Below are 24,516 nucleotides of genomic sequence, written 5' to 3' on the forward strand. Positions count from 1 at the left end.
CCGTCCAGCCGTTCAGCGTCGCAGCACCTTCTCCATCGGCCGACCCTTGGCCAGCTCGTCGACCAGCTTGTCGAGGTAGCGGATCCGCCGCATGAGCGGGTCGTCGACCTCCTGCACCTTCACCCCGCAGACCGAGCCGGTGATCTGCTCGGCACGCGGGTTGAGCGTGGCTTGCGCGAAGAAGTCCTCGAAGGTGGTGCCCGCCGCGAGGTGGGCCTGCAGCGTCTCCGCGTCGAACCCGGTCAGCCACGCGATGACCTCGTCGACCTCGCTCCGGCTGCGCCCCTTCCGCTCCGCCTTCGCCACGTAGTGGGGATAGACCGAGGCCACGCTCGTGGTGAAGATCCGGTGCATGCCTTCGAGGATAGGTGCCGGGACCGACACTCAGCCCTTGTCGGGGTCGGCCGCCCTGCTCAGGACCTCGGACTCGCTGGCGACGGCCTTGACGGTCGCCGGGTCGACCAGGGGCTCGGTGCCGGGCTGGTGGAGGTCGGTGTCGGTCGTGTCGGGGTTGAAACCCTCGGCGGCCGCCGGGATGCCGGACGGGGTGGTCAGGTCGTCGACGGTCTCGTCGGCTGCTCCGGCAGCCACCTCGGCCTCGCTCATGCCCAGGGCGGGGGCAAGCACCGCCGCCTTCTTGGACGGGGCCTTCTTGGCCGGGGCCTTCTTGGCCGGGGCCTTCTTGGCCGGGGCCTTCTTCGCCGGGGCCTTCTTGGCGGCAGCCTTCTCGGCCGGGGCCTTCTTGGCGGCGGCCTTCTTGGCGGCGGCCTTCTTGGCGGGCGCCTTCTTCGCGGCGGTCCCGTCGGCCGGAGCCGTACGCGTCCCCAGCACCTCGTCCACCACGGGAGCGGGCGCCGCATCGGTCTCGGACCCGGCGTCGGATGCGGCGTCGGGTGCGGCCGTCCACGGGGCGCCGGCGGGCACGGGCGTCACCCCGGTGGCACGCTCGACGGCCCAGCCGACGACGCGTGCCGTGGTGCGGAGGCCGGCCCGGGCGGCGCCCACGGACGTGCCGATCGTCGCTCCGGCGACGGCGCCAGCGGTCCGGGCGGGATGGGTGATCACTCCGGTGACCGTGCGGATGGGGTTCACGAGTCGTCCTCTCGTCGGGGGGTGCACCCCGTGCCGTACCCAGTCGGCGGCCGTCCCAGACCTCCCCGGCACGTGGCGTGGGCCACGTCGAGCCGGACCCCGCTTTCGGGGTGGGTCGGTGCGTGCGAGGCGAGCCAATGGGTACGGGGGAGGTCCACGGACGCCGACATCCACGGCGTCGAGAGGAGGAAACACCCATGACCGAGCGCGCACACCTCAACACCGGTCGGAACACCAAGGGCTCACCCGTCCAGGCGGCGGCCGTCCTCGTTGGCGCCACCTTCCTGCTCGTCGGGGTCCTGGGGTTCATCCCCGGCATCACCACGCAGTACGACGGGCTCGAGGCGGCCGGGCACGAGTCCCACGCCAAGCTCCTCGGCATCTTCCAGGTGTCGATCCTGCACAACGTCGTCCACCTGCTCTTCGGCGCCGCCGGCCTGGCGCTGGCGCGCACCGCGTCCACTGCCCGCACCTTCCTCATCGGCGGCGGCGCGATCTACCTCGTGCTGTGGCTCTACGGGCTGGTGATCGACAAGTCGTCGCAGGCCAACTTCGTGCCCCTCAACACCGCCGACGACTGGCTGCACTTCGTCCTCGGCGTCGCCATGATCGGGCTCGGCGTCGTCCTCGGGAAGCGCAGCCGGGGCTCCGTCACCGCCTGAGCCCCATGACGACGGGCGACAGGCTCCACTTCATCGGCAACGCGACCACGGTGGTCACGTTGGGGTCCTTCACGCTGTTGACGGACCCCAACTTCCTGCACCGCGGCCAGCGCGCCTACCTGGGGTGGGGCCTGTGGACCCGTCGCCTGACGGATCCGGCCCTCGAGCCCGAGCAGCTGCCGCCGCTGGACGCGGTGCTGCTCTCGCACCTGCACGGGGACCACTTCGACCGGGTCGCCAAGGCGCGGCTCGACCGGTCACCGCCCGTGCTCTCCACGCCGGAGGCCGTGCGCCGGCTGGACTCGTGGGGGTTCGACGGCCAGGCGCTGCGCACCTGGCAGGAGCACACCCTCACCAAGGACGGCGAGGAGCTCCGCGTCACCGCCGTCCCCGGGATCCACGCGCGGGGGCTGCTCGGCAAGATGCTTCCCCCCGTGATGGGCAGCATCGTCGAGCACGTCGTCGGCGGCGAGGTGCGTCGGCGCATCTACTTCAGCGGCGACACCCTCACCGGCTCGCACGTCGACGAGGTCCGTGAGCGGTTCCCCGGCATCGACGCCGCGGTCGTGCACCTCGGCGGCACCCGGGTGCTGTTTCGCACCGTCACCATGGACGCCCCGATGGGCGTCGACTTCGTCGAGCGGTGCCGGCCCGCGGTCGTGGTGCCGGTGCACCACGACGACTACACCGTCTTCCGCTCGCCCGTCTCCGACTTCGAGGCCCGCGCACGCGAGCGGGGACTGCAGGCCAAGCTGCGCCGCCCCGCCCACGGCGACGTCGTGAGCCTCGTCCCGACCACCGGCTGAACGAGCGCCCGCCGGCTCACTCCGCCCGGGACGGCAGGTCGACCGGCCGTCCGAGCAGCGGCGCCACCAGTCGTCGGATCGTGGCGCTCGGCGCCAGCCCGAGCTCGTCGGCGAGCAGCCGCCGGTAGTGGTCGTACTGGCGCAGCGCCTCGGCGTGGTTGTCCTCGGCCATGTGCACGGCGATCACCTGCCGGTGGGCGCTCTCCCGCAGCGGCTCCGAGCGCACCGCGCCCAGCCCGGCGCGCAGCGCGTCGTGGTAGCGGCCGGCACGGCACAGCAGGTCGGCGCCCCGCTCCAGGGCGTGCAGGCGGCGCTGCCGGAACGACTCCTGCTCCACCGACAGCCAGTCGTCGTGCCAGCTCGGCAGCAGGTCCTGGGTGAGCAACGACAGGTCCGGCAGGTCCTCGACGCTCGGCGAGTCGGTGCCGCACAGCAGGCTGGCGCGGGCCTCGGCCTCCCACAGGTCGACGCTCAGGTCGGGGTGCAGCCACACCTCGAGCGCGTCGCCGAGGACGAGCGCGCGGCCGCGGTCGCGCGGCAGTCGCCACAGCACCGAGCGCAGTGTGGAGGTGGCGCGCGCGGGATCGGAGTCCGGGCGCATCATCTCCGCGAGGGCGCTGCGCGAGGCGCGGCGTCCCTGGTGGAGCACGGCGAGCAAGGCGAGCAGGCGGCGTGCGCTGGCCGGGACGGCGTGCGGCTGTCCGTCGATGTCGAGCCGGAACCCTCCGAGCAGGTTCAGTCGTGCCGTCAACGCCACAGCGCCTCCCCAGATCGCGATCGCGTGGGCTGTCAGTGCCCCTCACCCGGGCGTCCATGCATCCCCGGCGACGCCGCCGTGACGCCGCGCCACGCCGGCCGCGACGGCCCGTCGGCGGTGGGTGCACACCGCCGGAACGCCGGGCGGGAGCCTCGGAGGACTCTCGGGGGACACGTAGCGGACAGGCAGGGGACACGAGGCGTACGGCAGCGCAGCCGCCGCCGTCACGGCGACCGAACGGCTCTCCGGGAGCGTGGACGGCCAGGAGCGACACCCGCTCCTGCCACCCCACGCGATCGGAAGGACCGTCATGTACCGGCACACCAAGGAGCTCCAGTGGAGCGCCAAGCCCGAGCGTCCCGACGCCCTCTACGCCGCCAAGCTGCAGGAGGTCATCGGCGGCCAGTTCGGCGAGATGACCGTGATGATGCAGTACATGTGGCAGGGCTGGGCGTGCCGCACGCCCGGCAAGTACAAGGACATGATCCTCGACATCGGCACCGAGGAGATCGGCCACGTCGAGATGCTCACGACGCTGCTGGCGCGGCTCCTCGAGGGAGCGCCGGCCGAGACGCAGGCGGAGGCCGCGGCCGCGAACCCGGCGCTCGCCGCGGTGCTGGGCGGCCAGAACCCGCAGCAGGCGATCGTCAGCGGCGGCTTCGCGATGCCGACCAACAGCCAGGGCGTGCCGTGGAACGCGGGCTACATCGTCGCGAGCGGCAACCTGCTCGCCGACTTCCGGCACAACGTGGCGGCCGAGGCACAGGGCCGCCTCCAGGTGTCCCGCCTCATCGGCATGACCGACGACCCCGGGGTGAAGGAGACGCTCTCCTTCGCCCTGGCCCGCGACACCTTCCACCAGCAGCAGTGGCTGCTCGGCATCGAGCAGCTCATCGAGGACGGGCACACCGACGGCCTCGAGGACTCGCGCAAGGACGAGGAGGCCTCCGAGCACGCCAGCGTCTTCTACAGCTTCCACGAGGGCAGCACCGCCCACGAGGGCCGCTGGGCGCAGGGCACGACCCTCGTCGGCGACCAGGAGATCAGGTTCGAGGAGGGCCGTGCCCTGACCGACGACGTGCAGGAGCTGCCCGCCCCCGACCCGCTGCACTTCTCCACCTACGACGGCTCCAAGGGCCCCGGCAAGCCCGGTACCGCCGGTGGCGCCTACGCCCAGGGGGCGCAGAATCTGATGAACAAGGCCAAGGAGAAGCTCACTCCGGGGGAGTGAGCCGCTGCCATGACCGAGCTCCTGCTCCGCCCCCTGGCCGACGCCTTCATGCAGGTCGGCGTGTTCGTCGCCCTGATGGTGGCGCCATTCGGCTGGGCACGCTGCCGGTGGGGCCACCGCCTCGACGCCGCCCTCGAGCGGCGCCGGGTGGCGGCCCCCCTGGTGGCGGCGGCGCTCACGATGCCCCCCGGTTGCGGCGGCGCCATCATGGTGATGGCGGCCTACGGCCGCGGTGCGGTGTCGTACGGCTCGGCCGTCGCCGCCCTGGTGGCGACCATGGGCGACGCGTCCTGGGTGCTGCTGGCCCACGACCCGTGGCTCACCGTGCAGCTCAAGGGGCTGCTGCTGGTGGTGGGGGCGTGCACCGGCTGGCTCGTCGACGCCGTGGGTCTCGACCCGCGCCGGAAGCGGCCGGCCGCCGCACCCACCTCCCGGCGCGTGGCCCCGCCCGCCCCGACAGCGGTCCCGGCGCCCGCCCCGGTGCCGGTCGCGGCCCGAGCCGTGCCGGCGGCGCCGCGACCCGCGTTCGCGCTGCACGAGGTCGGCGTCCTGCCGGTCCTGCTGTGGCTCGCCATCGGCGGCGGCGCGACCGTGAGCCTGCCCGTGACCTTCCAGCTGCTCGACCCGGAGACCCTGTACCTGGTGCTCGGCGTGCTCGGTGCGACGGTCGCCGTCGTGGTCTTCGCCCGCGCCGGCTGCCGGCTGGCCGACGACGACGAGTCATCCGCCTCGGAGACGTCGTTCGCGGCGGTCCTGCGCCACGGCGGCCACGAGGTGGCGTTCGTGACGGTGTGGGTGGCGGTCGCCTACCTCGCCTGGTCGATGGTCACCCACCTCACCGGGTTCGACGGATCCACGCTCCCGGTCCTGGGCGTGGCGGGCGTGCTGGTCGGGGCGCTGGTCGGCCTGGTCCCGGGCTGCGCCGTGCAGCTCGTCTTCGCCGGGATGTTCGCCGCCGGCGGGATGCCCCTGGCCACCCTCGTCGCCAACACGATCAGCCAGGACGGCGACGCGTTGCTGCCCCTGCTGGCCCTGGAGCACCGCTCCGCGCTCGTCGCGACGGTGCTCACCACGATCCCCGCCCTCGCGGTGGGATTCGCGTTCCTCGTGCTCGCGTGAGGCGGCCGCCGAACGCCCCCCGCAGACCCGAACCCAGTCCGGAACCCAGACCCAGACCCTGTCGCCGCTCGTGAAGGAGCACCCCGTGTCCGCCCACCGCCTCGTCCCCCCGCCCGCGCGGCTCACCACCGGTGACCGCGTCCAGCTCCTCCTCGCGCTGTGCTGCGCGCTCACGCTCACGCCGTTCGGCGCGGCCATGGCGGCCGTGGTCCTCGCCGTGCTGCTCGCTCGGCGCGGTGCGCGCCGGATGCTCGAGCGCTCAGTCGCGGTGGGTGGAGGGATCCTCGCCCCGGCGCAGGGGCCCGGCCTGCTCCACGCGGCCGGCCACCGTCGCGAGGCGGTCGCTCGTCCGTGAGGTGCGCGCGTGCAGGTGCGGGAAGCGCCTGCCGCCGGACTCGAGCGCGTCGCGGCTGCGGTCCAGCACGGTGAGCGGGAGGGCGGCGAGCGCGTTGCCCGGCGGCCGCCGGGAGACGACCGGGTGCGGCCGCGTCGGCGCCGTGCGGCGCACCGCCTCCCACGCGACGCCGAGCAGCTGCAGCCGGCGGGTGCTGAGAGCGTCCTGCAGGCGGGGGAGCAGCTCGTCCTCCTCGTCGCGCACGTCCTCGCGCAGCACGGTCGCCAGCCTGGCGAGCACGTCGCGGCGCTCGGGGGTCCCGGGTGCGAGGTCCTCCAGCGAGGTCCACAGCTCGTTGACCTCCTGGTGCTCCTGCTCCACCTGGAGCGTGAGCTCCTCGCCGTCGGGGAGCACCCGACGGGCGGCGGGCCAGATCACCGACTCCTCGGCGAAGGCGTGCGGGAACACCAGGCGCGCGATGGCCTGCAGGGTGGCGTCCTCCTCGACACCGGGCGCACTGCGGTCCAGCCGCTGCAGCAGCCGGTCGAGACGCTCGTGGTCGCGCTTCTGCCGGGTGAGGATGCTCAGCGGCCCGCCGAGGCTCTCGAGGTCCTGGTCTGCGAGTGAGGTCATGCCACCGCGGTACCCCGCCCGGGCGCTGTCACGCGCCTCGGTCGCCCGGGCCCGCGGCGTCCCGCGCGCCCGACTCAGCGACGCAGCGCGCGGACCGCGCGCCAGGCGGCGTACGCCCCCAGCGCCCACGGCGCCCCGTTGACGACCGGGTCGAGGGCGTGGTGGCGCACGTCGCTGCGCCCGCGCCGGGACCGCAGCCCACCGTGCGTCGTCTCCGCGCGGATGCCCGTCTCGGTGAGCGGGTTGTCCGGGCGAAGGCTGGCGAAGGACCGCACGACGTGCTCGACCACGTCGACGCGGTCCGCGGCGATCAGCAACAGCCAGTGGGCCGCCTTGCCCTCGCTGTGCCGGGCGTACGCGTAGCGCCGGATCGGGCCGGCGAGGCCGCGCAACGGCTGGGCGGTGCCGAACACGGGGGTGAGGCGTGCGTGCTCGATCGAGCGCTCGCGGCCGACCCCGCCGGGCTGGTCCACCGGGACGTCCCAGTGGGCGCCGGTCGCGCTGAGGTCGAGGACCTCGCGGGGGTACGACGGGCGGTCGGCCGGGTCGAGGTCGGCACCCCAGCCCGGGATGCGGGCGCGCAGCTCGTCGGGTGATTCGGGGAGCGGGGGCTTGTCGGCGCTGTAGGGCACGGGACGTCCTTCCTCAGTCTGCTCAGTCGTCGCTGACGACGATGACCGGCTTGATGCAGCCGTCGAGCTTGGCGGAGAAGACGTGGTACGCGTCGGCGATCTCCTCCAGCCCGAAGCGGTGGGTGACGATGTCGTTGGGCTTCAGGTAGCCCTTGCCGATGTGCTCGAGGAGGCGGGGCCACTGGCGCCTCACCGGCGCCTGGTTCATCCGGAGGGTGAGGCCCTTGTTGAGCGCGTCGCCGAACTTCACCGCGCTGAAGATGGGGCCGTAGGCGCCCATCACCGACACGGTCCCGGCCTTGCGGACGCCGTCGATCGCCCAGTTGAGCGCCGTCGGCGAGCCGCCCTGGAGCTTGAAGCGCGCCGAGGTCAGGTGCTGGGTCATGTTTCCGTCGGCCTCGGCGCCGACGGCGTCGATCACGCGGTCGAAGCCGAGGTGGTCGGTCATCCGCTTCATGGCCACGACGACGTCCTCCACCTCGTCGTAGTCGAGGACCTCGGCGTAGGCGAAGGTGCGCGCCTTCTCGAGGCGCTCGGCGAGGTGGTCGATGACGACCACGCGGCCAGCACCCATCAGCCAGGCGCTGCGGGCGGCGTACAGCCCCACCGGTCCGGCACCGAGCACCGCGACGGTGTCGCCCTCGCGGATGTCGGCGAGCTGCGCGCCGAAGTAGCCGGTCGAGAGGGCGTCGGTCATCAGCAGCGCGTCCTCCTCGTCGAGCCAGTCCGGGATCACCATCGGCCCGACGTCGGCGAACGGGACCCGGACGTACTCCGCCTGCCCGCCGTCGTACCCGCCGGTGGTGTGGGAGTAGCCGTAGATGCCGCCGACCGCGGTCGCGTTGGCGTTGACGTTGTGGCAGTTGGAGTACAGGCCGCGGGCGCAGAAGAAGCACGTGCCGCAGAAGATGTTGAAGGGGACCATCACGTGGTCGCCGACCTTCAGGTGGCGCACCGAGGGGCCGACCTCGTCGACGACGCCGACGAACTCGTGGCCGAACGTGTGGCCGACCCGGGTGTCGGGCATCATCCCGTGGTACAGGTGCAGGTCCGAGCCGCAGATCGCGGCCCGTCGCACCCGGACGACGGCGTCGTTGGGGTGCTCGATCCTGGGCCGCGGCTTGTCCTCGACGCGGACGCGGTAGGGACCGCGGTAGACCATGGCGCGCACGGGTGCCTCCGGGTGCTGTGCAGGGCTGGGTGCTGCAGGGCTGGGTGCTGCAGGACTGGGTGCTGCAGGGCTGGGTGACGGGTCGACCGACCGGTACGCCGGCCCGCGCGAGCGCGCGGGCCGGCGTACGCAGAGGGATCAGGCCCCCGGGATCAGGCCCGGGATCAGGACTGGGTCTGCGAGCGGACCTCGTCGACCCCGGACTGGCCCTCGGAGCGCACCTTGTCGGCGCTCTCCGTGGCGGTGTCCTTGACCTCCTGGGCTGCTTGCGTCGCGGTCTCCTTGACGCCCTCGGCGACGTCCTGCGCCACCGACCTCGCCTGGTCCACGACCGGCTGGCCGTGCTCCTTGGCGGCGTCGACGACGTGTCCGGCCGCGACGGCCTCCTTCTCCGAGGCGGGGATGAGCGCGGAGACGATCATCCCGGCACCGAAGGCGACCAGGCCGGCCGCGAGGGGCGCGCCCTGCACCTTGTCCTGGGCGCCGCTGACGGCGTCCTGCGCGGTGCCCGTGACGGAGCCGACCGCCCCGGACGCCGTGCCCCTGACGGAGCCGACGGCCCCGGCCGCGGAGTCCTTGGCGGACCCGGCCGTGCCGGACGCGGAGGAGCCGACGCTCTGGGCGGTGCCCATCACCTTGTCGCGCATGCTGCGCACCCGGCCGCGGGCGGCCTCCTTGCGGCGCTCGACGATGGCCGACGGGCTGACCCGGTCCTGCAGGGCGTCCACGTTGGCCGTCATCGACTGCCGGGTCTGGGCGATCTCGCTGCTCAGCTCTTCTGTGCTCTGGCCCATGCTGCGTCCTCCTTGAGTGTCTGCTGCGTCTCGGGCAGCTGCGGGTTCGACTTCTTCAGCTCGGTGCGTCCGCGGGCGGCCAGCACGGCCGCTACGGCTGCCCAGAGCAGGGTGGTGATCAGGAACGCCAGCTCCACCGGCATCCAGTTGTCGAGCAGGTAGCTCAGCGCGAACGAGGCGAGGATGAGCGTCAGCAGGCCGGCCACGCCGGCGCCGCCGAGCATCCCCGCACCCTTGCCGGCCTTGGTGGCCTCGGCCTTGAGCTCGGTGCGGGCGAGCTCGAGCTCCTGCTTCACCAGCGTGGTGAGGTCGTGGCTCAGGTCGCCCACGATCTCGCCGAGGCTGCGGTTGTCGCCGCTCGCCGTCGCCCCGGACGTGGTCGCCGCAGGGGCCGGGGGCACCGGCTCGGCTGCCGGGGTCCCGAGCATCGGGTCCACCCCTGAGGGCCCCGTCACGGCGTGTCCTGGGTGCGCTGGCCGGGCAGGCCCGACGTGGTCGGGTCGGTGCTCGCCGGGGTCGTCAGCGTCGGGTGCGGCGCCGGGGTGTCGTACCCCGTCGTGCCCGGGCTGTCGGTGCTGGACTCCGTGCTGGTGCCGGCCAGGGGGGCGGCGCCGCTGGCGGTGCCCATGGTGCCCGTGCCGGTCCCGGTGCCGCCGTACGTCGTGCCGGTGGCGCCGGTGCCGCCGTACGTGGTGCCCGTGGTGCCCGTCGTGCCGCCGGACTCGGCCAGCGACGCCGCCGCCGCTCCGTCGGCGGTGGCGCGGAACGCCCGACCCGCCACCACGCCGGCGGCGAGGGCGCCGAGCAGGAAGGCGCCGGGCCGGCGGCGCGCGAAGTCGCGCACGTCGTCGAGCAGCTGGCCGGGCTCGCGGTTCTCGAGGTGGCTGCCGAGGGCGCGCACGCGGTCGCTGACCTCGCGGGCGACGTCGGCGGCCATGCCCTGGCCGGAGCCCTGGCCCTCGACCATCTTCTGCAGGTCGTCGCCGAAGGTGCGCAGCGTCTGCGACAGGTTGTCGCGCTGGGTGGTCGCCTGCTCGCTCAGCTGGCTGGTCACCTGCTGCTTGGCGTCACCCACCACGTTGCGGGCCTGCTCCTTGGCCGTCCCCGCGACGTTGAGCGCCTCGTCCTTGGCGGTGCCGGCCACGTGCTTGCCCTGGTCGGCCGCCGTCGAGGCGGTGTCCTTGGCCTTGTCGGCGGCGCTGGTGTCGCCGCTCGAGCCGGTGGAGCCGGTGGTGGAGCCGGTGGAGCCGGTGGTGGAGCCGGTGCCGAACTCGCTCGAGCTGGTGCTGGCACCGAAGTCGCTCGAGCCGGTGCTCGAACCGATTCCGCTCGTGCTGCCTGGGTCGTTTCCGTACGTCGTCATGCGTCCTCCTCGGAGTGGGTGGGGGTCGTTCCTGCGTCCGGATCGGGGTCGGGGTCGCTGGCCGGCTCCGAAGCGGGATCCAGCTGTCCGACATCGGGCTCCTCACCGTCCGGCGTCGGCGGCTCCGCGTCCTGGTCGGGGTTGTGGGAGTGTTCGGTCATGTCGCTCCGTACCCACCGATCCGGGGAGCACTCCACCCCTCGGGAGGAAAATCGGCGGATGCATGCCGAGCCCGCCGCCGGGGCACCGGGTGCGATGGTCGCTCTCCTCCAGCACGGGCCCACGCACCGGTCGTACGGCGACCTCAGCGACGCCGAGGTGGAGCAGCTCGGCCGGGACCTTGACGCCCTGCGCGAGCAGGTCCTCGCCAGTCGCGGGGCGCGCGACGCGGCGTACATCCGCCGGCTCATCGCCGTGCAGCGGTGCCTGGAGGTGGGCGGGCGCGTCGTGCTCCTGGGCAGCCGCAGCCGCACGGCCTGGTCGCTCGGCACGGCCTCGCTCACCCTGTCGAAGGTGCTCGACAACATGGAGATCGGCCACAACGTCCTGCACGGCCAGTGGGACTGGATGCGTGATCCGCGCATCCACTCCTCCACCTGGGACTGGGACCACGCCTCGGCGCCGGAGCAGTGGCGACGCGCCCACAACGACCGGCACCACGTGAACACCAACGTGCTCGGCAAGGACAACGACCTCGGCTACGGCATCATGCGCGTCGACGAGGCCCAGGAGTGGGAGCCGCGCCACCTGGCGCAGCCGCTGTGGAACCTCGTCAACGCCTGCATCTTCGAGTACGGCATCGCGATGTACGACCTCGACTTCGGTGACGCGCTGAGGTCGCGGAAGGGGTTGTCCCCGCAGCTGCGGCGCGAGCTGCGCACCACCGCCCGGCGGGCGGGCCGCAACGCCTTCCGCGACTACGTGCTGCACCCGCTGCTGTCGGCCCCCACCGGCTCGGCGCGCAGCACGCTGACCGCCAACCTCGTCGCCAACCTGGCCCGCAACGTGTGGAGCCACTCGGTCATCATGTGCGGTCACTTCCCCGAGGGCGTGGAGACGTTCGAGGTCGCGGAGATCGACGAGCACGAGACCCGCGGGCACTGGTACCTGCGGCAGATGCTGGGCTCCGCCGACGTGTCGGGACCGTGGCTGCTGCACGTGCTGTGCGGCAACCTGTCGCACCAGATCGAGCACCACCTCTTCCCGGACCTGCCCAGCAACCGCTACCGCGAGATCGCCGGACCCGTGCGCGAGCTCTTCGCACGGCACGGGCTGGCCTACCAGAGCGCGCCGCTGCTGCGGCAGGTCGCCAGCGCGTGGCACAAGGTGCTGCGGCTGTCCCTGCCTCCGCGACGGGGTGGGGCGCATGCGGGAGCCCGGCGGGGGGCACCCGTCCCGGCGTGACAGCGATTCCCACGGGGGTGCCGCAGGAGATGGATCGGGCGCGGGTGCCGGAGTACCGGCCCGGCGGGGAGCTCACCGTCGGGGTCGAGGAGGAGCTGATGCTCGTCGACTCTGCGGGGGAGATGCTCGGTGCCGCGGCCGGCGGGCTCGTGGCGTCGCTGAGCGCCCAGCCGCTCGACGGCGGCGTGGTCACCGGGGAGGTCTACGTCGACCAGGTCGAGCTGAACACCCCGGTGTGCGCCAGCGCCGACGAGGTGTGGCGGTCGCTGCGGCTGCTGCGCGGCTGCGTGACGGCCGGCGGTGCCCGGCCGCTGGCGGCGGGCGTGCACCCGAGCGCGGCGCTGGGCGGTGCGGTGCTGGCGTCCTCGCCGCGCTACGACCGCATCCTCGACGAGTACGCCGGCCTGCTGCGCACCCCGACCGCGGCGTTGCAGGTGCACGTCGCGCTGCCGGACCCGGAGACGGCCATGCTGGCCTACCGCGCTCTGCGCCACCAGGTGCCGCTGCTGCGTGCTCTCGCCGCCGGGTCGCCGTACTGGCACGGCGTCGACTCGGGACTGGCCTCCAGCCGGTCGGCCATCCTGCGGTCCTACCCGCGGACGACGGTGCCGCCCCTGCTGCGGACGTGGGAGGAGTACGTCGAGCGCACCGAGGCGCTGCTCGACGCCGCCGAGGCCCCCGACCACACCTACGTCTGGTGGGACGTGCGGCCCCGGCCGCTGCTCGGCACGATCGAGGTGCGCGTCATGGACGCGGTGCCGTCGCTGGCGGCGGTCGCCGGCCTGACCGCGCTGGTGCAGGGCATCGCGCGGCGCGCCGTCGAGGCCCCCGACCGCGTCGACCTCTCCGACGAGGTGCTCGCGGTCAACGACAGCCGCGCCTGCCGCCACGGGCTCGAGACCCGGGTGGTCGACGTCGACCTGACCATGCGGCCGCTCCGCGAGGTGGCGGTGCGGGTCCTCGCCGAGGCACGCGTCGCCCTGGCGGGCGACGGCCTCGACGGGCCGCTCGACGCGGTCGAGTCGATGCTGGTCGGGCCGCCTGAGCCCGAGCGCCAGCGCGCGCTCGCGCGCGAGGGCGGCCTTCCGGCGCTGCTCACGGACCTCGCCGCCCGCACCGCGGACCTCGACGGCTGACCCGGTGTACGCCGACCACCTCGTGCAGCCGTGGTACGACCGGCTGCTGGCGGAGCTCCCCGACGCCCAGGTCCTGGACCCGCACACCCACGTCGGCGACCGCGACCCGAGCGGCGTCACCGCGAGCGTGGAGGAGCTGCTCGGCGCGGTCGACGCCGCCCGGGGCCGCGCGCTGGTCTTCCCGCTGTCCGAACCCGACGGCTACCGCATCGCGAACGCCGCCGTCCTCGACGCCGCGCTGCGCAGCGATGGCCGGCTCAGCGCGCTGGTGCGCGTCGTCCCGGACGAGGTGGACGCGGTCGAGGGCCTGCTCGACGCCGGCGCGCGCGGCCTCAAGCTCCACCTCTCGAGCGACGAGGTCGACCTCGCCGACCGGCGCCTCGAGCCGGTGTTCGCGATGGCCGACGAGCGCCGCCTCCCGGTCGTCGTGCACGCCGGTCCCGAGGTGGACTCGATCGGGAGGGCGGTGCTCGACACCTGCGAGCGGTGGCCCGGGGCGCGCATGGTGCTGGCGCACTGCGCGCTCTCCGACCTCGGCCGCCTGCACCCGCACGTGACCGACGTGCCCCACCTGTTCTTCGACACCTCGTGGTGGACGCCGGCACACCTGCTGGCCCTCTTCCGGCTGGTGCCGCCCGGGCGGGTGCTCGGCGCGAGCGACCTGCCGTACAGCACGCCGGTCAACGGCCTCCTCTCGGCGGGACGGTGCGCCTGGCAGGCCGGCCTCGACCCCCGACAGGTCGCGTCCGTCCTCGGCGGGCAGGCCACGCGCCTGGTCGACGGGCTCGACCCCCTCGAGCTCGGTCCGCCGCCGGCGCGCGAGGCCCGGGAGGTCGGGCCGTTCCTCGAGGCGGCCTCGAGCAACCTGCTGGCGGCGCTCGAGGCGATGCAGCGCGGCCTGGACCCCGAGGTGCCCCTGACGGTGGCCCGCCACGCCTGCGACGTGCGCCCCGACGACCCCGACGCGGACGTCCTGGCCTCGGTGCTGCAGCTGCTCGACCTCTACGAAGAGCACCACGAGCGCCTGCAGCGGCGCAACACCTTCAGCCCCGGGTGGGACCTGGTCTCCGCGGCCGCGGTCGTGGCGCGCACCCCGGCGGCGCCGCTCCCGGACCGCGCCTGACCGGCGTCGGCTCACGTAGCACCCACCACGCCCCCGCCCACGCGGCCGCACCCGCCGCCAGCTCCGCGTGGAGCTCCACGATCGCGAGCGCGACCAGCGTCGTCGCCGCGACCCAGCGAAGGACGTCGCAGCCGGTCACCGGCCGACGGGCTGGGCCGCCAGCACCGCGGCACGCCGCCGCGCGTCGAGCGCGGACGACCGGCGCGAGAGCCGCTCGTCGAGGAGCCCGGCGGCCTCGGAGGTCCGCCCCGCCATCGCGAGCGCGTGGATCAACGTGTCCTCGACGACCTCGCGCTGCGCCCTGCTGCCGCCCAGGGGGACCATCGTGCGCACCACGCCCCCGAGGGCCGCCGACGCCGCGTTCCAGCGCTCCTCCACCACGTGCACCAGGCCGGTGCACAGGGGAGCGACGACGTCGCGGAAGACGCGGTCCTCGCTGCGGGCGGCGAGGTCGGCGAGGTCGGTGAGCGCTGCCGCGTCGCGGTCCGCGGCGAGCAGCACGGCGGCGTGCATCGCGGCGAACGGGGTGGGCGGGGCCGTGAGCCACTCGCGGGGCGCCCGCTCGCGGACGTCGGCGACCGGGAGGTCCCCGGTCCAGGCGCCGGTGACGTGCCCGCGCCACAGCAGGGAGCCGCTGTCGACCACGACGCGGCTGCCGCTGACCAGCGACGGCGCCAGCTCGCGCAGGTAGCGCCGCCGGACCGCGTCGACGTCGTCCTGCATCAGCTCGTGGAGAGCGGCGTGCCACGAGAAGTGCGAGCGGTGGTTGGCCTCGGGGCCCCGGCTGCGGATCCACTCGTCGAGCCAGGCCAGGCCCGCGTCGTGCTCACCTGTCTCGTAGAACACGTGCGCCCGGGCGTGCACGGCGTGGCCCGAGGCGGGCTCGACGGAGAGGGCGTAGGCGGACAGGTCCTCGGCCTCGGCCCAGCGCTCCTGGTCCTGGCGCACGAACGCCAGCTGGCCGGCGTACCACCAGTCGTCGCCGTAGGAGCGCCCGAGCGACTCGACCAGCTCGGCGGTCTGCGGGCCGCTCGTGAGGCCGCCGAACGCGACCGTCGGCACGGCCACGCTCACGGCGAGCGCGTCGCGCGGGAAGAGGCGCACGTGGCGCAGCAGGGCCGCCGCGCCGGTGGCCTCGTCGGAGCGCAGGCGCGTGGTGACCGCGTCGAGGAACGACGACTCGCGGTCGTCGAGGTGGCGGTCGGAGGCAGCGCGGTGCGCCGCCTGCAACGAGGTGCGCCAGTGGGAGTTGGTGCCCCACTCGTGCCCGAGGAGGGCGAGCGCCGCGTGCGCCTGGACGAACCCACCGTCGGCGGCCACCGCGTCGGTCAGGCCCTCCTCGACGCCGTCCTGCAGGCGGAGCAGGCGGCCGAGGGCGGCGTTGTAGCGCTCGGCGGCCTCGGGGCTGGTCGAGAGCGTGAGTCCGTAGGGGTCGACCGGGCGGCGGCGGGACTCACCGTGCATCGAGCGGCTCACGATGCGGGCGACGTCGTAGGCCTGCTCGCGGATCTCGGGCATCGCCGTGGACTCCCACAGGTTGCCGCGTCGCAGGGAGCCGACGGCGAGGAACGGCAGGGTCGCCGGCAGCGTGCCGACGATCCGGCCGTCGTCTGCGGTGTCGATGCCGAGCCCGGCCGGGCCGGGACGGACCAGGCCGGTCTGCGCGAGCCGGCTCAGCAGCGGGTCGCCGGCGATGGAGCCGACCGGGCCGGTGCAGTTGACGACCGCGGCCACGCGCAGCGTGGTGCCGTCGTCGAGCGTCACGCGCAGGGCGCTCGCGTCGGGCTGGACCGCCGTGATGGTGCCGCGGTGCCGCTCGAGGCGGCCGGCGGCCGCGATGGCGTGGAACCGCCGAGCCGTGGCCGGGGCCATCCGGTGACGGTGCACGTCCCACGACCGGGCGTCCTCGGCGAGGAACCGGCGCTTGTCGGCCTCCGACAGCCCGCGCCACAGCTGGGCGGTGACCGGGCGCAGGCCGTCGACGGCCGCGCGCCAGTCGCCGGTCGCCTCGACGGTGTCCTCGACGTGCGCGCCGAGCGTGGCGCGCAGCGTGTCGAGGTCCTGCGTGCGGGTGATGCCGGGCGGCGGGGGCACCGGGGGCGTCGTCGGCAGCACGTGGGCGTGCGGCACGGCGTCGGTGCGGGAGACGACGTGGATCGTGCGGTCGGGACGGTCGGCGCTGATCGCGAGGTCCACCATGGTGAGACCCGACCCCAGCATCAGCACGTCGCCGACCTCGGGGATCGGCTGCGTCCACGGGTCTGCGACGAGGCGCGGGTCGTCGGCCAGCGGGGGCGGGGCCCAACCGGTGCCGGGGCGGCTGCCCGTGGCCAGGACGACGGCCCGCGCCTCCAGGCTGTCGCCGTCGGAGAGCTCGACCACGAACTCCTCGCCGGAGGCGGCGATGTCGACGACCTCCGCTCGGCGGCGCACGAGCCGGGCGTTGCCGGGGTACTCGGTGGCGGTGGTCAGCAGGCTCTCCAGGTAGCGGCCGAACACGGCGCGGGGGGCGAAGTCGTGGGGCTGGAAGCGCGGGTCGTGGTGGTTGCGCAACCAGCGCAGGAAGTGCTCGGGGTCGCGCGGGAACGCGCTCATGCCGGACGCCGGCACGTTGAGCAGGTGGCGGTCGTCCGCGGTCGAGTAGGCCTGGCCGCGGCCCGTGGTGGGCGCCGGGTCGACGAGCTCGACGCGGAAGCGGGAGGAGAGCGCGGTGACGAGGTGGGTCGCGACGAGCGTCCCGCCCGCTCCGGCTCCGACCACGACGACCCGGCAGTCACCCTCGTTCGTTCCCATGCGCGCCCCTTTCTCCAGTGAATTACTCGACTAAAGGTAGCGCAGTCGGAGCGGGACGGCGCATGACGACCCGCGGGAAGCCCGCCGAGGTGGCCTGCGTCTCCATCGCGAAGGAGAAGCCGGCGTCCTCGAAGAGCTTGCGGGTGCCGACGTAGGCCATCGTGAGGTCCACCCTCGCGCCGCGGTTGTCCACGGGGTAGCCCTCCACCACGGGAGCGCCACGCTGGCCGGCGTAGGCCACGGCGCCCCGCAGGAGGACGTGCGAGATGCCACGACCGCGGTGCCCCGGGCGGACGCGGATGCACCACACCGACCAGGCGTCCTGGTCGTCGACGTGCGGGATCTTCGTGGACCGGGCGTAGGGAAGCTCCGCCCGCGGAGCCACGGCCGCCCAGCCGACGACCTCGGTGCCGTCGTAGGCCAGGACGCCCGGCTTGGTGGGCCTGCGCGTCAGCGCCTCGACGTAGGCCTCCCGCGCCGGCCCGGACAGCTCGCGGTTCTCCCGGGCGGGGATGCGGTGGCTCAGGCACCAGCACACCGTGGACGTGGGGTTCTTCGGACCCAGCATCGTCCGCACGTCGGCGAAGCGCGCGTGGTCGGCCGGGACGACGGTGACGTCGCCGGACCTGGCGAGGGGCGTCGGGGCCATGCGGCCACGCTAGACCCGCCCAGCGACGTCCGGGGCTGTTGAATGTCGCCATGACGACGGGGATGAGGAAGATCGGCCTGCTGGGCGGCATGAGCTGGGAGAGCTCGGCGCTCTACTACACCGTGCTCAACGAGGCGGTGCGCGAGCGGCTCGGCGGCTACCACTCGGCGCGCGTGGTGATGTCGTCGGTGGACTTCGCCGAGGTCGAGGCGATGCAGGCCGCGGGGGACTGGGAGTCGGCGGGGGCGCTCCTCGCAGCCGAGGCCGCCGCGCTGCAGGCGGCCGGAGCCGAGTGCCTCGTGCTCTGCACCAACACCATGCACAAGGTCGCCGACGCCATCGAGGCCGCCACGGACGTCCCGCTGCTGCACATCGTCGACGTCACCGCTACGGCGATCCGTGCAGCCGGGCTGTCCCGCGTGGCGCTCCTCGGCACCCGGTTCACGATGGAGCAGGCGTTCGTCCGCGACCGGCTGGCCTCGCAGGGCGTCGAGGCGCTCGTCCCGGTGGGGGAGGACCTCGAGCTGGTGCACGCCGTGATCTACGACGAGCTGGTCCACGGCGTCGTGCGCGCGGAGTCGCGGGCGGCGTACGTCGACGTGGTGGAGCGCCTCGTCGCCGCCGGGGCGGAGGGCGTGATCCTCGGCTGCACCGAGATCGAGCTGCTCCTGCGACCGGAGGACGTCGACGTGCCGGTCTTCGCCACGACGCGGCTCCACGCCCTGGCGGCGCTCGACTTCGCCCTCGGCTGACGGCTGCTGGGTCACCGCTGACGGCCATACCACCCGTGGTTTGCTAGGGACGTGGACCCGACGTGGCTCGACCTGGCGCAGGTGCCCTGGGCCGCCGAGCCCGCCGGCCTGCTGCCCGCGCGGCAGCAGATGGCGCTCTCGCTCGGGTGGCACATCATCCTCGCCTGCTTCGGCGTGGCGTTCCCCGCGATGATCCTGGTGGCGCACTGGCGCGGGGTCTACCGCGGCGACGAGGTCGCCCTCGGCCTGGCGAGGAGGTGGGCGAAGGTCAGCGGCGTGCTGTTCGCGATCGGCGCCGTCTCGGGCACGGTGCTGAGCTTCGAGATGGGCCTGCTCTGGCCCGGCCTGATGGGTCCGTTCGGCGACGTGCTGGGACTGCCGTTCGCGTTCGAGGGCCTCTCCTTCTTCGTCGAGGCGATCTTCCTCGGCCTCTACCTCTACGGCTGGGGGCGCATCCCCCCGAAGCGGCACCTGCTCATGCTCGTGCCGATGGCCCTCGCCGGGGTTGTCGGCACCTACTGCGTGATCTCCGTCAACGCCTGGATGAACATGCCCGTCGGGTTCGCCATCGAGGGGGGCGAGGTGGTCGACGTCGACCCGTGGGCGGTCCTGTTCAGCTCCGGCGCCCTGCTGCAGTTCGCGCACATGTGGGTCGCTGCCTACATGGTGGTCGGCTTCGTCGTCGCCGGGGTCTACGCCGCCGGCATGCTGCGCGGGCGCCGCGACCGGCACCACCGGCTGGGGTTCACCCTGCCGTTCGTGTTCGCCACGGTCGCCGCGCTCGTCCAGCCCCTCATCGGGCACGTGCTGGGACTGCGGATCGCCGACACCCAGCCGGCCAAGCTGGCGGCGTTCGAGCTGGCCACCGAGACCGAGAGCCCCTCGCCGCTGCGGCTGGGCGGGCTGCTCGTGGACGGCGAGGTGCGCTGGGCCCTCGACATCCCGCGCCTCGGCTCGATCATCGCCCGCAACTCCTTCACTGAGCCGGTGCAGGGGCTCGAGACCATCCCGCCGGCCGACCGGCCACCGGTGAACGTCACCCACGTGGCGTTCCAGACGATGGTCGGCATCGGCACGCTCCTGGCCGTGGCCGTGCTCGTCTACTGGTTCGCGCGCTGGCGGGGACGCGACCCCCTGGCGACCCGGTGGACGCTCCGCGCCGCCGTGGCCGCCGGTCCGCTGGCGGTGGTGGCCCTCGAGGCGGGCTGGATCGCGACCGAGGTGGGCCGCCAGCCCTGGGTGGTCTACGGGGTGCTGCGCACCGAGGACGCCGCGGGCGACAATCCGCAGGTGTGGATCCTGCTGGCCGCCACGGCGACGCTGTACGCCCTGCTGACGGTGGGTGCCGTGGTCGTGCTGCGCTCGATGGCTCGACGGTGGCGAGCCGGCGAGCAGGACCTCCCCAGCCCCTACGGGCCCGAGGCCGCGGCCGCCGGCGGTGGCCGGCGGGCCGACGACGCGTCGTGACGCTCGAGCTGGCCGTCGCGGCGGCGCTCTTCGTCGGCGTGGTGGCGTACGCCCTGTTCAGGGGAGCCGACTTCGGGTCGGGCTTCTACGACCTGACGGCCGGCGGCTCGCGCGGCGGCGCGGAGCTGCGCACGCTCGTGGACCACAGCATCGGCCCGGTGTGGGAGGCGAACCACGTCTGGCTGATCTACGTGCTCGTGATGTGGTGGACCGGGTTCCCCGAGTCGTTCGCCAGCGCGATGAACACGTTGATCCTGCCGATGCTCCTGGCGCTGCTGGGGATCGTGCTGCGGGGCGCGGCGTTCGCGTTCCGCAAGTTCGCGCCGACGCTCGGGCAGGCCCGGCTCTACGGCGCGGTCTTCGCCGGCTCCTCCCTCATCACTCCCTACTTCCTCGGCGCGGTCGCGGGCGGGATCGCCTCGGGTCGCGTGCCGGCCGAGGGTCGCGGCGACCTGTGGTCGTCGTGGCTCAACCCCACCTCCACGTTCGGGGGCGTCATCGCGGTGGGCACGTGCGCGTTCCTCGCCGGCGTGTTCCTCACCGCGGACGCCGACCGTGCCGGGCGTGCGTCGCTCGCCGCCTCCCTGCGGCGCCGCACCCTCGGCGTCGGCCTGGTGACCGGCGCCGTCGTCTTCGCCGCGCTCGTGCCGATCACCCACGACGCGCCCACCCTCGCCGAGGGCCTGAGGGGCCGCGCGGCGCCGCTCGTGGTGCTCTCCGGGCTGTGCGGCGTCGCCACCCTGGCCCTGCTGCTGCGCCGCCGCTTCGCGATCGCTCGCGTCACCGCGGTGCTCGCCGTCGCCGCCGTCGTCAGCGGCTGGGGAGTGGGCCAGTACCCGTGGCTGCTCGTCGACGAGCTCACGCTCCGCGACGCCGCCGGGGCGGACGCCACGCTCGCTGGGCTCCTGGTGGTGGTGGGGCTCGCAGGCGTGCTGGTCCTGCCGCCCCTGGTGTACCTCTTCCGGCTGACCCAGTCCGAGGCCTGGTCCGAGCACTAGGCCGGCGGTGCGGGCCAGAGCGAGTGGTAGGCGTTGACGGCCGGCTGCCCGCCGAGGTGCGCGTAGAGCACGTGGGAGTCGCGCGGGACCTCGCCGCCGGTCACGAGGTCGATGAGGCCGGCGAGCGACTTCCCCTCGTAGACCGGGTCGGTGATCATCGCCTCGAGCTGGGCGCCGAGCGCCATCGCCTCCATCGTCGAGTCGACCGGGATCCCGTAGAGGTCGCCGGCCCACCCCTCGAGCACGGTGATCTCGTCGTCGCGCAGGTCGCGACCGAGCTCGATGAGCTCCGCGGTGTGCCGGGCGATCCTGGCGACCTGGTCGCGGGTCTTCTCCAGCGTGGCGCTGGCGTCGATGCCCAGCACCCGCCGGCGTACGCCGGTGAGGTCCTCCAGCGCCGCGAAGCCGGCGACCATGCCGGCGTGCGTCGAGCCGGTGACGGTGCAGACCACGATCGTGTCGAAGGTGACGCCGAGCGCCTTCTCCTGCTCGGCCACCTCGAAGGCCCAGTTGGCGAACCCGAGCCCGCCGAGCCGGTGCTCGCTGGCGCCGGCCGGGATGGCGTACGGCGTGCCGCCGGCCTCCTCGATCTCGCGGATCGCCTCCTTCCACGAGTCGCGGATGCCGATGTCGAAGCCGTGGGGGTCCAGGCGCGAGTCCGCGCCCATCATCCGGCTGAGCAGGATGTTGCCGACCTGGGTGTTCGTCGGGTCGTCCCACGGCACCCACTTCTCCTGCACCAGCCGGCAGCGCAGGCCGAGGTGCGCGGCGACGGCGGCGACCTGGCGGGTGTGGTTGGACTGGTAGCCGCCGATCGACACGAGCGTGTCGGCGCCGCTGGCGAGCACGTCGGGGACGATGTACTCGAGCTTGCGGACCTTGTTGCCGCCGTAGGCCAGGCCGCTGCTGACGTCCTCGCGCTTGGCCCACACCTGCGCGCCGCCGCCCCGCGACGCCAGGTGCTCGCTGAGGCGCCGCAGGTGGTGGACGGGGGAGGGGCCGAAGGTGAGCGGGTAGCGCTCGAACTGCTCGAGGTTCACGGGGTCTCCTGCAGGGCGGTGGGCTGGTCGGGGTCGGGGTCGGGGGCCGGATCGGGAGCCGGGATGAGGTCGGCGAGGTTCTGCCAGGTCCGGAAGGCCACCTCGGCGGCGGCGTCGGCGTCCCGGCCGGCGCACGCCTCGACCAGACGCTCGTGCAGCGCCACGGACTCGGTCGCGGCGTGGGAGGCGAAGCGGCGGCGCTCGAGGCGGCGGACGACGGGGCCGAACTGGGCGAGCACCGTGGCGACGGCGCGGTTCCCGGCGATCTCCACCGCCACCGCGTGGAAGTCGTCGTCCGCCGCGAGCGCGGCGCCGCTGTCACGCTGCTCGACCGCTGCCGCGAAGCGCCGGTTGGCGTCGCGCATGCGCTCGAGGTCGTCGGCGGTGAGCCGGGCGACGGCCTCGCTCACCGCGAGCCGGTGCATGGCGGCCACGACCGCGTGCGCCTCGCGCACCTCGGCGACGTCGATCTCCGCGACCACGGTCGATCGTCCGGGCGCCGCCCGGACCAGGCCGCTCTCGCCGAGCCGCAGCAGGGCCTCCCGCACGGGCGTGCGGCTCACGCCGAGCCAGGCGGCCAGCTCGGTGTCGCGGACGACCTCGCCCGGCGCCAGCGTGCCGTCGACGATCGCGTCGCGGAGCCGCTCGTGGACGGTGTCGCGCAGCAGCGAGGTGCGGACCGGAGCGGGGGACGGGGGCACAGGCACCGATATATTGGATATCACCGATCGCTGCGGGTCAAATTCGCGTCCATCCGCACGAGGCGACGATCAGGATGCAGCGGAGCGGCCCCCAGCGGGGCCCGTGCGTGTGCGGGCCCGACCCGGGGTACTGCACGCCCGTGCCTGCCCCCTACCGCCATGCCTTCAAGGCCATCGCCGCCGCCCGGTCCGCTCCCGCCTTCCACCCCGACGGCGTCCTCTACGAGGGACGCGCGGAGATCCACGGCCCCGGCCCGCTCCAGCAGGGCGAGTGGGACTGCCTGGTCCGCCTCTCGAAGGGCATCGGCACGCCGCGCGGCGTGCCGGACCTGCTGGGCATGGCGGTCCGCCTCCTCCAGGACCCGCCGGTCGACGTCCTGTGCACGACGGCTCCGGGCGCCTCCGGGTGGCAGCGCTACGTGCTGCGACCCGGACGGCGGTGGTCGGGCGCCACGCTGACGTCGCTCATGTGGTGGCGCTCCTCGTCCGGTGAGCGCCTGCAGGTCGTCGTGGACGCGCCCGGTGCCGGGCTCGACTCGCCCGACCCGGACGTGCTGGTGGGACGGCTGCCGGCGACCTTCGCGCTCCGCGTGGTCGGCCGGCACGGTGACGTGCAGGCGGGCACGATCCGCGTGGACCGCCGCTCCGAGCAGCCGCGCCCCGACTTCGACCCGGTCCTGCACCCGCCGCAGTCGTGGTGCCTGGCGCCCGCCTGGCTCGCGGCGCTGCGGGCGCGGGCGTACGTCGGCAGCCGGGAGGGGCAGCCGGTCCCGAGCGCTGGGGACGACCGCCCCGCTGGGAACAACCGCGGTGGTTGAGCGTTGAACCAGTCATGAAGAAGATCGGGTTCCTCAACTTCGGCCACTGGACCGACTCGCCGCAGTCCCAGGTGCGCTCGGCGTCGGACACGCTCTTGCAGTCGATCGACCTGGCCGTGGCCGCCGAGGAGCTCGGCGCGGACGGCGCGTACTTCCGCGTCCACCACTTCGCCCGGCAGCTCGCCTCGCCCTTCCCGCTGCTCGCCGCCGTCGGCGCGCGCACCAGCCGCATCGAGATCGGCACGGGCGTCATCGACATGCGCTACGAGAACCCGCTCTACATGGCCGAGGACGCCGGCGCGGCCGACCTGATCTCGGGCGGCCGGCTCCAGCTCGGCATCAGCCGCGGCTCACCGGAGCAGGTGATCGACGGGTGGCGCTACTTCGGCTACCAGCCGGCCGACGGCGAGGACCAGGCCGACATGGCGCGCCGCCACACCGAGGTGTTCCTCCAGGTGCTCGAGGGCAAGGGCTTCGCTCAGCCCAACCCGCGCCCGATGTTCCCCAACCCGCCGGGGCTGCTCCGCCTCGAGCCGCACTCGCCGGGCCTGCGCAGCCGCATCTGGTGGGGCGCCGCGTCCGACGCGACGGCCCGCTGGACCGCGCAGATGGGGATGCACCTGATGAGCTCGACGCTCAAGGCCGACGAGACCGGCGAGCCGTTCCACGTGCAGCAGCGCAGGCAGATCGAGGTGTTCCGCGAGGCGTGGCGCGAGGCGGGGCACGAGGGTGAGCCGCGTGTGTCGGTGAGCCGCTCGATCATGCCCATCACGACCGACCTCGACCGCGCGTACTTCGGCCACGAGGGCGACAGCTCCGACCAGTTCGGCCAGATCGAGGCCAACCTGCGCGCGGTGTTCGGCAGGACGTACGCCGCCGAGCCCGACGTCCTCGTCGAGCAGCTCGCCGAGGACGAGGCCATCGCCGCGGCCGACACCCTGCTGCTGACGGTGCCCAACCAGCTCGGGGTGGACTACAACGCCCACATCCTCGAGTCGGTGCTCACCGACGTGGCGCCGGACCTCGGCTGGCGCTGAGCGC

General features: G+C 74.0%; 26 protein-coding genes. 12 read left to right on the forward strand and 14 right to left on the reverse strand.

All coding sequences use genetic code 11. The features are described 5' to 3' along the window. Positions 1 to 12 precede the first annotated feature (12 nt). Positions 13 to 354 carry a DUF2200 domain-containing protein gene (locus J3P32_RS13730; RefSeq protein WP_210440352.1) on the reverse strand — a complete coding sequence of 114 codons (342 nt, stop codon included), beginning with the start codon at positions 352 to 354 and terminating at the stop codon, positions 13 to 15. Positions 355 to 384: 30 nt separating this feature from the next. Beyond that, on the reverse strand, positions 385 to 1,092 hold the full coding sequence (locus J3P32_RS13735) for a histone H1-like repetitive region-containing protein (protein WP_210440353.1): 708 nt from the start codon (positions 1,090 to 1,092) through the stop codon (positions 385 to 387). A gap of 197 nt (positions 1,093 to 1,289) precedes the next feature. On the opposite strand from J3P32_RS13735, the gene J3P32_RS13740 reads away from it, so the two are divergent. Both J3P32_RS13740 and J3P32_RS13745 read left to right on the forward strand, forming a co-directional pair. Further along, positions 1,290 to 1,754 (forward strand): DUF4383 domain-containing protein, encoded by a 465-nt coding sequence (locus J3P32_RS13740; protein WP_210440354.1) that lies wholly within the window; start codon positions 1,290 to 1,292, stop codon positions 1,752 to 1,754. Between the two features lie 5 nt (positions 1,755 to 1,759). Continuing rightward, positions 1,760 to 2,560, forward strand: a complete 801-nt coding sequence (locus tag J3P32_RS13745; protein ID WP_210440355.1) for an MBL fold metallo-hydrolase — start codon at positions 1,760 to 1,762, stop codon at positions 2,558 to 2,560. A gap of 16 nt (positions 2,561 to 2,576) precedes the next feature. Here the strand turns inward: J3P32_RS13745 and J3P32_RS13750 are convergent, their stop codons facing one another. Further along, positions 2,577 to 3,311, reverse strand: a complete 735-nt coding sequence (locus J3P32_RS13750; RefSeq protein WP_210440356.1) for an AfsR/SARP family transcriptional regulator — start codon at positions 3,309 to 3,311, stop codon at positions 2,577 to 2,579. 316 nt (positions 3,312 to 3,627) lie between these two features. Here J3P32_RS13750 and J3P32_RS13755 point away from each other — a divergent pair, with 316 nt between their 5' ends. Then, a complete protein-coding gene (locus J3P32_RS13755) occupies positions 3,628 to 4,548 on the forward strand; it encodes a manganese catalase family protein (RefSeq protein ID WP_210440357.1) in 921 nt (306 codons plus the stop codon). Positions 4,549 to 4,557: 9 nt separating this feature from the next. Further along, positions 4,558 to 5,667 carry a putative manganese transporter gene (locus J3P32_RS13760; RefSeq protein ID WP_210440358.1) on the forward strand — a complete coding sequence of 370 codons (1,110 nt, stop codon included), beginning with the start codon at positions 4,558 to 4,560 and terminating at the stop codon, positions 5,665 to 5,667. A gap of 259 nt (positions 5,668 to 5,926) precedes the next feature. Here the strand turns inward: J3P32_RS13760 and J3P32_RS13765 are convergent, their stop codons facing one another. The 7 genes from J3P32_RS13765 to J3P32_RS13795 form a co-directional block, all read right to left on the reverse strand. Further along, positions 5,927 to 6,634 (reverse strand): hemerythrin domain-containing protein, encoded by a 708-nt coding sequence (locus tag J3P32_RS13765; RefSeq protein WP_210440359.1) that lies wholly within the window; start codon positions 6,632 to 6,634, stop codon positions 5,927 to 5,929. 74 nt (positions 6,635 to 6,708) lie between these two features. Continuing rightward, complete coding sequence (locus J3P32_RS13770) at positions 6,709 to 7,266, reverse strand: hypothetical protein (protein ID WP_210440360.1); 558 nt, start codon at positions 7,264 to 7,266, stop codon at positions 6,709 to 6,711. Positions 7,267 to 7,288: 22 nt separating this feature from the next. Next, positions 7,289 to 8,428 (reverse strand): zinc-dependent alcohol dehydrogenase, encoded by a 1,140-nt coding sequence (locus tag J3P32_RS13775; protein ID WP_246851171.1) that lies wholly within the window; start codon positions 8,426 to 8,428, stop codon positions 7,289 to 7,291. Positions 8,429 to 8,601: 173 nt separating this feature from the next. Next, positions 8,602 to 9,231, reverse strand: coding sequence for a DUF3618 domain-containing protein (locus J3P32_RS13780; protein ID WP_210440362.1), 630 nt, complete (start codon positions 9,229 to 9,231; stop codon positions 8,602 to 8,604). Continuing rightward, entirely contained in the window at positions 9,207 to 9,686 is a 480-nt protein-coding gene (locus J3P32_RS13785) for a phage holin family protein (protein ID WP_210440363.1), read from the reverse strand. Before J3P32_RS13785 ends, J3P32_RS13780 begins: the two co-directional genes overlap by 25 nt. Continuing rightward, positions 9,683 to 10,594, reverse strand: a complete 912-nt coding sequence (locus J3P32_RS13790; protein WP_210440364.1) for a hypothetical protein — start codon at positions 10,592 to 10,594, stop codon at positions 9,683 to 9,685. Before J3P32_RS13790 ends, J3P32_RS13785 begins: the two co-directional genes overlap by 4 nt. After that, positions 10,591 to 10,755, reverse strand: a complete 165-nt coding sequence (locus tag J3P32_RS13795; RefSeq protein ID WP_210440365.1) for a hypothetical protein — start codon at positions 10,753 to 10,755, stop codon at positions 10,591 to 10,593. The genes J3P32_RS13790 and J3P32_RS13795 overlap by 4 nt, the downstream gene beginning before the upstream one ends. Before the next feature lie 58 nt (positions 10,756 to 10,813). Here J3P32_RS13795 and J3P32_RS13800 point away from each other — a divergent pair, with 58 nt between their 5' ends. The 3 genes from J3P32_RS13800 to J3P32_RS18260 are packed head-to-tail and all read left to right on the forward strand — an operon-like array spanning position 10,814 to position 14,257. Continuing rightward, positions 10,814 to 11,998, forward strand: a complete 1,185-nt coding sequence (locus J3P32_RS13800; RefSeq protein WP_307861699.1) for a fatty acid desaturase family protein — start codon at positions 10,814 to 10,816, stop codon at positions 11,996 to 11,998. After that, positions 11,995 to 13,134 (forward strand): carboxylate-amine ligase, encoded by a 1,140-nt coding sequence (locus J3P32_RS13805; RefSeq protein ID WP_210440366.1) that lies wholly within the window; start codon positions 11,995 to 11,997, stop codon positions 13,132 to 13,134. Before J3P32_RS13800 ends, J3P32_RS13805 begins: the two co-directional genes overlap by 4 nt. A 4-nt stretch (positions 13,135 to 13,138) precedes the next feature. Continuing rightward, the gene (locus J3P32_RS18260; protein WP_210440367.1) at positions 13,139 to 14,257 is read left to right on the forward strand and encodes an amidohydrolase family protein; all 1,119 of its coding nucleotides are present in this window, start codon (positions 13,139 to 13,141) and stop codon (positions 14,255 to 14,257) included. 135 nt (positions 14,258 to 14,392) lie between these two features. Here the strand turns inward: J3P32_RS18260 and J3P32_RS13815 are convergent, their stop codons facing one another. Together J3P32_RS13815 and J3P32_RS13820 are read right to left on the reverse strand one after the other, a co-directional pair. Next, complete coding sequence (locus J3P32_RS13815; protein WP_210440368.1) at positions 14,393 to 17,050, reverse strand: FAD/NAD(P)-binding protein; 2,658 nt, start codon at positions 17,048 to 17,050, stop codon at positions 14,393 to 14,395. A gap of 22 nt (positions 17,051 to 17,072) precedes the next feature. Next, a complete protein-coding gene (locus J3P32_RS13820) occupies positions 17,073 to 17,699 on the reverse strand; it encodes a GNAT family N-acetyltransferase (RefSeq protein WP_210440369.1) in 627 nt (208 codons plus the stop codon). Positions 17,700 to 17,749: 50 nt separating this feature from the next. On the opposite strand from J3P32_RS13820, the gene J3P32_RS13825 reads away from it, so the two are divergent. The 3 genes from J3P32_RS13825 to J3P32_RS13835 are packed head-to-tail and all read left to right on the forward strand — an operon-like array spanning position 17,750 to position 20,916. Then, positions 17,750 to 18,451 (forward strand): aspartate/glutamate racemase family protein, encoded by a 702-nt coding sequence (locus J3P32_RS13825; RefSeq protein ID WP_282593986.1) that lies wholly within the window; start codon positions 17,750 to 17,752, stop codon positions 18,449 to 18,451. Positions 18,452 to 18,502: 51 nt separating this feature from the next. Continuing rightward, positions 18,503 to 19,918, forward strand: a complete 1,416-nt coding sequence (locus tag J3P32_RS13830) for a cytochrome ubiquinol oxidase subunit I (protein ID WP_307861700.1) — start codon at positions 18,503 to 18,505, stop codon at positions 19,916 to 19,918. Beyond that, entirely contained in the window at positions 19,915 to 20,916 is a 1,002-nt protein-coding gene (locus J3P32_RS13835; protein ID WP_210440370.1) for a cytochrome d ubiquinol oxidase subunit II, read from the forward strand. The genes J3P32_RS13830 and J3P32_RS13835 overlap by 4 nt, the downstream gene beginning before the upstream one ends. On the opposite strand, the gene J3P32_RS13840 is transcribed toward J3P32_RS13835, so the two are convergent. Together J3P32_RS13840 and J3P32_RS13845 are read right to left on the reverse strand one after the other, a co-directional pair. Beyond that, a complete protein-coding gene (locus tag J3P32_RS13840) occupies positions 20,913 to 21,956 on the reverse strand; it encodes a 1-aminocyclopropane-1-carboxylate deaminase (protein ID WP_210440371.1) in 1,044 nt (347 codons plus the stop codon). The two genes, J3P32_RS13835 and J3P32_RS13840, sit on opposite strands and share 4 nt — an antisense overlap. After that, the gene (locus J3P32_RS13845) at positions 21,953 to 22,663 is read right to left on the reverse strand and encodes a GntR family transcriptional regulator (protein WP_210440372.1); all 711 of its coding nucleotides are present in this window, start codon (positions 22,661 to 22,663) and stop codon (positions 21,953 to 21,955) included. Before J3P32_RS13845 ends, J3P32_RS13840 begins: the two co-directional genes overlap by 4 nt. Positions 22,664 to 22,797: 134 nt before the next feature. Between J3P32_RS13845 and J3P32_RS13850 the strand changes: the two genes are divergently transcribed. Next, positions 22,798 to 23,475 (forward strand): hypothetical protein, encoded by a 678-nt coding sequence (locus J3P32_RS13850; protein ID WP_210440373.1) that lies wholly within the window; start codon positions 22,798 to 22,800, stop codon positions 23,473 to 23,475. Between the two features lie 14 nt (positions 23,476 to 23,489). Next, positions 23,490 to 24,512 carry an LLM class flavin-dependent oxidoreductase gene (locus J3P32_RS13855; protein ID WP_210440374.1) on the forward strand — a complete coding sequence of 341 codons (1,023 nt, stop codon included), beginning with the start codon at positions 23,490 to 23,492 and terminating at the stop codon, positions 24,510 to 24,512. The last annotated feature ends 4 nt before the right edge of the window (positions 24,513 to 24,516 follow it).

It is taken from the genome of Nocardioides xinjiangensis (assembly GCF_017916385.1).
Taxonomy (GTDB): domain Bacteria; phylum Actinomycetota; class Actinomycetes; order Propionibacteriales; family Nocardioidaceae; genus Nocardioides; species Nocardioides xinjiangensis.